Here is a 5,995-nt window from a genome sequence, read left to right on the forward strand (position 1 = left end):
TCAGCCTTCTTCAGCCAGTCAAGCAGCGTGTGCGCCGAGCAGCCGATCTTGGCGGAAATCGACTGGCAGGCCGTCCAGCGCGAAGGGTAATCGCCCTCTTGATCCAGCACCAATCGCACGGCGCTCTCGCGGACCTCGGCGGAGAACTTGTTCGTCTTTTTGCTCGTCATCGCTCCGTCCTATTTGGAAGTTGGAGCCTCCGGCAAACCCGGCGCGGTTCAATCTGCGCAGTCGAGCCAATCTCGATCATTTCTCCGAGATAGAAAAACGCCACCTGGTCGGCGCAGTGGAGAGCTTCTTCTCGTCTCTCAAGACGGAGAGAATCCGCCGCAAGGTTTACCGGACGCGCGATGCTGCGAGAGCCGACATATTCGCGGTTCTACAACGCGACCCGGAGACATTCGACAATCGGCTATGTCAGCCCGATTGAGTTCGAAAGGAAGGTCGGGTTAGCCTAATCGCCTGTCCACGAAACCGGCAGCAGGCCAAACATCCCCGGCCGCCCCACCTCCCAACGCTGACGCGCCGTTGGCACTCGAGGTCTCAATTTCATCAGTCTCACTCGGCTCAGACCGCCATCTTCAAAGGGATCCCCGGGTCGGATCCGACATTCATCGCGGACCATTGGAGATCGCCGGCGTAGCGCCAGGCCATCTGGCCGGCCTCGTCGAGGGCGAAGAGGTGTAGCCAGCGATTATCGAACAGCGCGCGAACACTGTCATGCCGCTTCAGGATCTCGGTCATCGCTTCGCGCGGCGCTTCGATGCAGACGGACAGACGCAGGGGCTCGTGGACGTAGCGTTCGCCGTCATGGACAGATTGCCAGGGCAGACCGGCGCGCAACAGGCCTCCATTACCCTCGACGACACCCATGCCGCCGGTGACGTTATGCAGGAGCTTGTTGCCGCCGCCGAAGAGCTTGGGCGCCACGGTCGATCCGTAATATTGCAGGCTGATCCAGCTCGCGACGACCACGGGCGCAGTCAAGATCAGCTCCAGCACGCCGAAGCCCCTGTCGATCTTCCAGTCATAGTCATGAAGGAAGGCGCGCCCTTCGAGGGTCTTGCCCGCCGTGCGCCGACGGGGCGCCGCTATAAATGCTTTACACCCGGCCAGGGCCCATTCGGGCCGCACCTCAGCCCAATCGCGGCTGCGCCTGGCGAGGCTGCCCTCTCCTGCCGCACGGGGCAGGCGCAGAGCGCGTTCTCCCCGCGCGATCTTGCCCGCGGCGGCGAGCCAGGTTCTTGCGTTGTTCAAGTCAGGGACATGGGCCGCCGACGGGCAGTCGCCGGAATAGAGCGTGACAGCGTCGGTCGTCGTGTCATGCAAAGCGCCGAGGAACAAGGTGTCGGCCGGAATCTCGATCCCTTGAGGAACCAAGCCCCTGCGCACCTCGGGATCGTTCAACAGCACTGCAAGCAGCCGCGCATTGACCTCGCCGGAATAGCCGCCGCAGGCCCCGCAATGGAGCCCACTGGCATGGGGGTTGTTGACCACGTTTGCGCCGTGACCGGCCAACAGCACGAGCCTTGCGAAACTGGTTGTCAGCGACATGGCCCGCAGCACGGTCTCGGCTGCTTTGGTTCGCGTGGCGAGATCGAGAGCTGGATCAAAACGGGGGGCAGGATCGTTCGGCGCGGGCGTGCCGTGCAGTCCCAGCGCATCGCTTACGAGCTTACCGGCATAGACCGGTCCCGACGCCTCGACGAAGGCGAAGGACGACACGGCCGCGAGCTTGAACCGGCCCCAGGCCCGCTTGGCGCGGGCCTTGAACCGCGCCGACTGATCTGCCGCAGCGTCTTGCGGCCCGCCCGAGCAGGTGGTCAGGCCGGGATTCAGGAGCACGGGCAGCCGAAGTTCGTTGACGTCCGAAGCGAAGCACCGATGCGACGCCGTCAGCCCAAAGAAGCCGGCGAACCCCAGGGTCTGGATGTCCGGGTTTACGGATTCCAGCGCGCGCCGGAAAACCTCGGATCGCACATCGATGCAGAAGGCGGCCTGGAGCGCAGGACGGCTTTCCGCCGACCCATTTCTCGGCGCGGCGAGCGTTTCAGCCAGGATCCGTTGCGCCGCGCGTTCCGACGCTTCCTGCAATATGGCGTCGATGACATGGTCGGCGGTCGGCATGACAGGCGAGGCATGGGAGGCGACAACGACCCCCCACCGAACGCAGATCTGGTCCTCATACCGGTTGAACAGAGCCGCTTCCCAGATCAGGCGGATCGCTAGAAAATCGGTGATCGTCTCGTCATTGCCTTCGCCGAGTTCCGCCCGCCAGAGCCGGTAGCGGGCGTATTGCGCCCAGCCGCCCAGCGTCATGAGCATTTGATGAAAATAGGTCTCAAGAGCCTCGGCCGGTAGCGCAATGCGCTGCGCCACGCTCGCGATCGCTTCCGGCGCATGTTCCGGCGCCTCCGAGACGTGGGTCGCAAAACCTGAAAGACCGGCAATCTCGGGCGTCAGATCGTGGGTCGCGACGGCGCGCCAGGCGCCATAGGCGCCTTTGGCGCGCGGCGCGGCCCAGAGCGCCTGTCCTTCGTCGAAGTATCCTGCCGCCCAGCTGCCGAAACGCTCGGCGATCAGCCCCGGCCAATCGATCCCCGAGGCCTCCGCGGCGAGGTCGGCGATTGTCGGAACCGCACTGATCGCGGGCGTCGATGCAAGCGCCGCGGACTTCAGAGCCGCGAGGTCAGCGGGGCGAAACGCTGACGATGCGCTCGCCAGAGCGTCCGATAAATCCCTATCGGTGATGACGCCGCTGACGATCCGCTCCTGGTACCAGCTTCGCGGCATGGCGACGGAGGCTCCCGCGACACGTTCCAGACGGGCGCCTACTGTGGCGAGGCTTTCATGGGTCTGTCCGAGGAATGGATTGACCGCGACGCTCGACGCCAACGGCCAGACCGGTGGTATGGCTCGAGCGGCGCAATCGATAGCGGCGTCCAGTTCCAGGGAATCGCGCCCGCTTGAAGTCTCTACATTCATCATTTTTTCCTCGGAGGAAATCAGGTTGCGTTGCGAAGCCGCCAGCCGCGGAGCAGCCGGTCGAACACCGCGTTGGCGTAGAAGCCATTCGAGAGATGCACGCGCAGCCCCGCCGCGGCCGGATGGTAGGCCCAAAGCGGGAACATCGCCTGGACGATGGCGACGAGGCCGAAACTAATCACCGCGAGCACGATCAGCGCCCATTGCAGCGGACCAGGCGCAGGCGCGGCAGGCAACACGCCCGCCGTCAGCCAGACGGCGAAGGCCTGAAGCGCAAAATAGCTGAAGGACGTGGCGACGGCGTAGACGATCGTGCGTTGGGTCAAGGCCTTGGGCGCCGCGTCCGCCAATCCCTGAGCGAGCATGTAGGCGACGCCGAAGATCAGGATCGCGCCCAGGGCGATGGCTTGGGGCGACTTGTGTTGGAAGCCGAAACCGAACCCGACGACCGCATAGATCGCCAGCGCCAGCAGGAAGGCCCGCCCGACGGCGCCGGCCTTGGGAATGGCCACGGGGCCGGGTCTCCGTTTAGCGGCGATCAACTCGACCGCACCGCCGGAAGCCAGGAAGGAATGAGCCTTGTAGAGCGAATGGGCGACAATGTGCAGCAAAGCCAGCGGAAACAGCGCAAGCCCGCACTCCAGGATCATAAAGCCCATCTGGGCGACGGTCGACCAGGCCAGTGAGGTCTTCACCGCGGGCTGAGTGAGCATCACCAACCCACCGAATAGAGCCGTAAAGCCGCCGATCACCACGAGAACCGCCAGCACGCCCGGGGCCAGCAACATCACGTCAGCGAAGCGGATCAGCAGAAACCCACCGGCATTGATGACGCCCGCGTGCAGAAGCGCCGAGACGGGTGTTGGGGTTTCCATCACCTCGGTCAGCCAGCCATGCGTCGGAAACTGTGCTGATTTCAAAAGTGCCGCCGCCGCCAGGAAGCCCGACGCCGCGATCGCCAAGCCGCCGCCGCTGCACGCACGGGCGGCGGTCAGGATGGCCGCAATGTCGGTCGTGCCATAGGCCAGCATCAGCAGCACCCCCGCGCTGATCAACGCCACGTCGCCAATCCGCGCCGTGACGAATTTCTTCGCTGCCGCGCGCTGGGCCTCGATGCGGTCCGGATAGAAAAGCAGAAGCCGGTGCAGGAAGAGGCTCGTGGCGACCCAGGCTAGAACGAGCTGCACGAGATTGCCTGACACCACCAAGAGCAGCACGGAGGCCAACGTCATGCAGAGCCAGCCTGTGAACGCGCCCTGCCTCGCCTCACCGTCCAGATACGTCCCGGCGTAACGCACCACGACCCAGCCGATGAACGAGACCAGGAGGGACATCGTGACGCTAATGGCATCGATCCGAACCGACAATCCAACGCCGCCGAGCCCGATGAGACGGCTGTCCGCGGGCCCGTGCAGGACAAGCACCACCGCCGAGACCACCGCAACCAAGATGGCAACCAGCGTCGGAGCTTCAGCCAGCCGCAGACGGTTGCGGGTCCGTCGGCTGCGGCTCAGGAATCCAACGGCGGCGATCAGAAACAGCGCAGCAGGCGCCAACAACGGCAAAAGATCGATTAACAAAGGCTATCCCCCTAAATGCACCTTACGGGTCGGAGAAAAAGGTACCTGCTGGGCTAGGCGATGAAAAATTCATTGTTTCTTTTATTTCGTTCTGTTTTATAGAACGATATGAAGAACCTGAACTTCAACCATCTCCGCTATTTTTGGGCGGTCGCGCATGAAGGCAGCCTCACCCGAGCAGCTGAGCGCCTGAATCTGTCGCAGTCCGCGCTATCGGTGCAGATCCAGAAGCTCGAACACCAAATGGGTCACCCGCTATTCGAGCGCGTGGGCAAGCGGCTCGTCCTGACCGAAGCCGGCCAGATCGCGCTCGACTATGCCGACACCGTGTTCCAGGCCGGCGACGAGCTGATCAGCACTCTCGAAGGGCGGCCTTTGGCCAACCGCCAGGTCTTGAGGATCGGCGCGCTCACGACCCTGTCGCGAAACTTCCAGCTTGAATTCCTGCGCCCTCTTGTCGGCCGCGCAGATGTGGAGTTGATCGTCCGATCCGGCACTACACGCGACCTGATGGCGCAGCTCGAAGCCCACGCCATCGATGTGGTTCTTTCAAATAGCGCCGCCCAACGAGAGGCCCGCGCGCCATTTCGTAATCACCTGCTCAACCAGCAGCCCGTCAGCCTGGTCGGCCGCGCCAGACCGAATAAACACCCATTTAGCTTTCCTGAGGATCTACGCAGTGAGCCAATCCTGCTTCCGAGCCTCGACAGCGACATCCGGGTTGGCTTCGACCGTCTGCTGGATCTGGCCGGCATCCGGCCGATCATCCTGGCCGAAGTCGATGACATGGCCATGCTGCGTCTGCTCGCCCGTGAGCGAGAAGGCGTGACGCTCGTGCCGCCGATCGTCGTGCGTGACGAGCTGGAATCCGGAGAACTCGTGGAGCATTGCCGAATCTCGCAACTCACCGAGAGCTTTTATGCCATCATTCAGAGTCGCCGGTTTCCGAACCAGCTTCTTCGAGACTTGCTGATCAGATACGCGCGGCCCGAGGCCCCTCTTTCTATCCGTTGACCGCTCCTTGCGGCGAGGGCTCTGGTGTGTTGATTTTCGCTGAGATGTGATCCTTGAAGGCCAGATTTTTCACTGAGGCCGCTATTCGCTGAACTTGCAAGGCTCGTCCTGCAAAGACTTGAGCGCCGGACGATCGATTTCCCCAGCAATTGCCGGTGCGTCACGCCCAGCCGGCGGATTGGCCGCTCTTCGTTGAGATGACAGTCCTTGCGCGAGTAGGAAATGAAGATTCGGGCTGAAGGCTGAACCGGCATTCGCACGCCTTGAAGTAGATAAGTTTACTTTACGGGGGCGCGTGGACCCGGACAAGGCGGTGACCCAGGGATCAAGGTTTCGCTAAAACCCTTCGCTATTTCCAAGAGCGATGGCGACGCCGTAGCAGAAGGTGTCGAGGAGGTCATCCTCCCGGTCGCTAT

At 63.0% G+C, this 5,995-nt stretch carries 4 protein-coding genes and 1 pseudogene; 2 read left to right on the plus strand and 3 right to left on the minus strand.

Annotation, left to right across the window (positions count from 1 at the left end; translation table 11 throughout):
• Window positions 1-170: transposase (locus BM177_RS20860; protein WP_483129301.1), on the minus strand; the 170-nt coding region annotated here is incomplete at its 3' end.
• 113 nt (window positions 171-283) lie between these two features.
• Between BM177_RS20860 and BM177_RS19780 the strand changes: the two are divergent.
• Window positions 284-458 (plus strand): annotated as a pseudogene (locus tag BM177_RS19780) (IS3 family transposase); the annotation flags it as partial.
• Window positions 459-567: 109 nt separating this feature from the next.
• On the opposite strand, the gene BM177_RS18915 reads toward BM177_RS19780, so the two are convergent.
• Both BM177_RS18915 and BM177_RS18920 read right to left on the minus strand, forming a co-directional pair.
• Window positions 568-2,988 carry a YbcC family protein gene (locus BM177_RS18915; RefSeq protein ID WP_091686788.1) on the minus strand — a complete coding sequence of 807 codons (2,421 nt, stop codon included), beginning with the start codon at window positions 2,986-2,988 and terminating at the stop codon, window positions 568-570.
• A gap of 17 nt (window positions 2,989-3,005) precedes the next feature.
• On the minus strand, window positions 3,006-4,565 hold the full coding sequence (locus BM177_RS18920; RefSeq protein ID WP_091686791.1) for a proton-conducting transporter transmembrane domain-containing protein: 1,560 nt from the start codon (window positions 4,563-4,565) through the stop codon (window positions 3,006-3,008).
• Between the two features lie 108 nt (window positions 4,566-4,673).
• Here BM177_RS18920 and BM177_RS18925 point away from each other — a divergent pair, with 108 nt between their 5' ends.
• Entirely contained in the window at window positions 4,674-5,579 is a 906-nt protein-coding gene (locus BM177_RS18925; protein ID WP_091686794.1) for a LysR family transcriptional regulator, read from the plus strand.
• Window positions 5,580-5,995 lie beyond the last annotated feature (416 nt).

Source organism: Methylocapsa palsarum (assembly GCF_900114285.1).
Classification (GTDB): Bacteria; Pseudomonadota; Alphaproteobacteria; order Rhizobiales; family Beijerinckiaceae; genus Methylocapsa; species Methylocapsa palsarum.

What these genes read in the sequence shown, in the direction of transcription:
- BM177_RS18925 (WP_091686794.1), top strand. Translation starts at nt 4,674, where the DNA reads ATGAAGAACCTGAACTTCAACCATCTCCGCTATTTTTGGGCGGTCGCG.
- BM177_RS18915 (WP_091686788.1), bottom strand. Translation starts at nt 2,988, where the DNA reads ATGATGAATGTAGAGACTTCAAGCGGGCGCGATTCCCTGGAACTGGAC.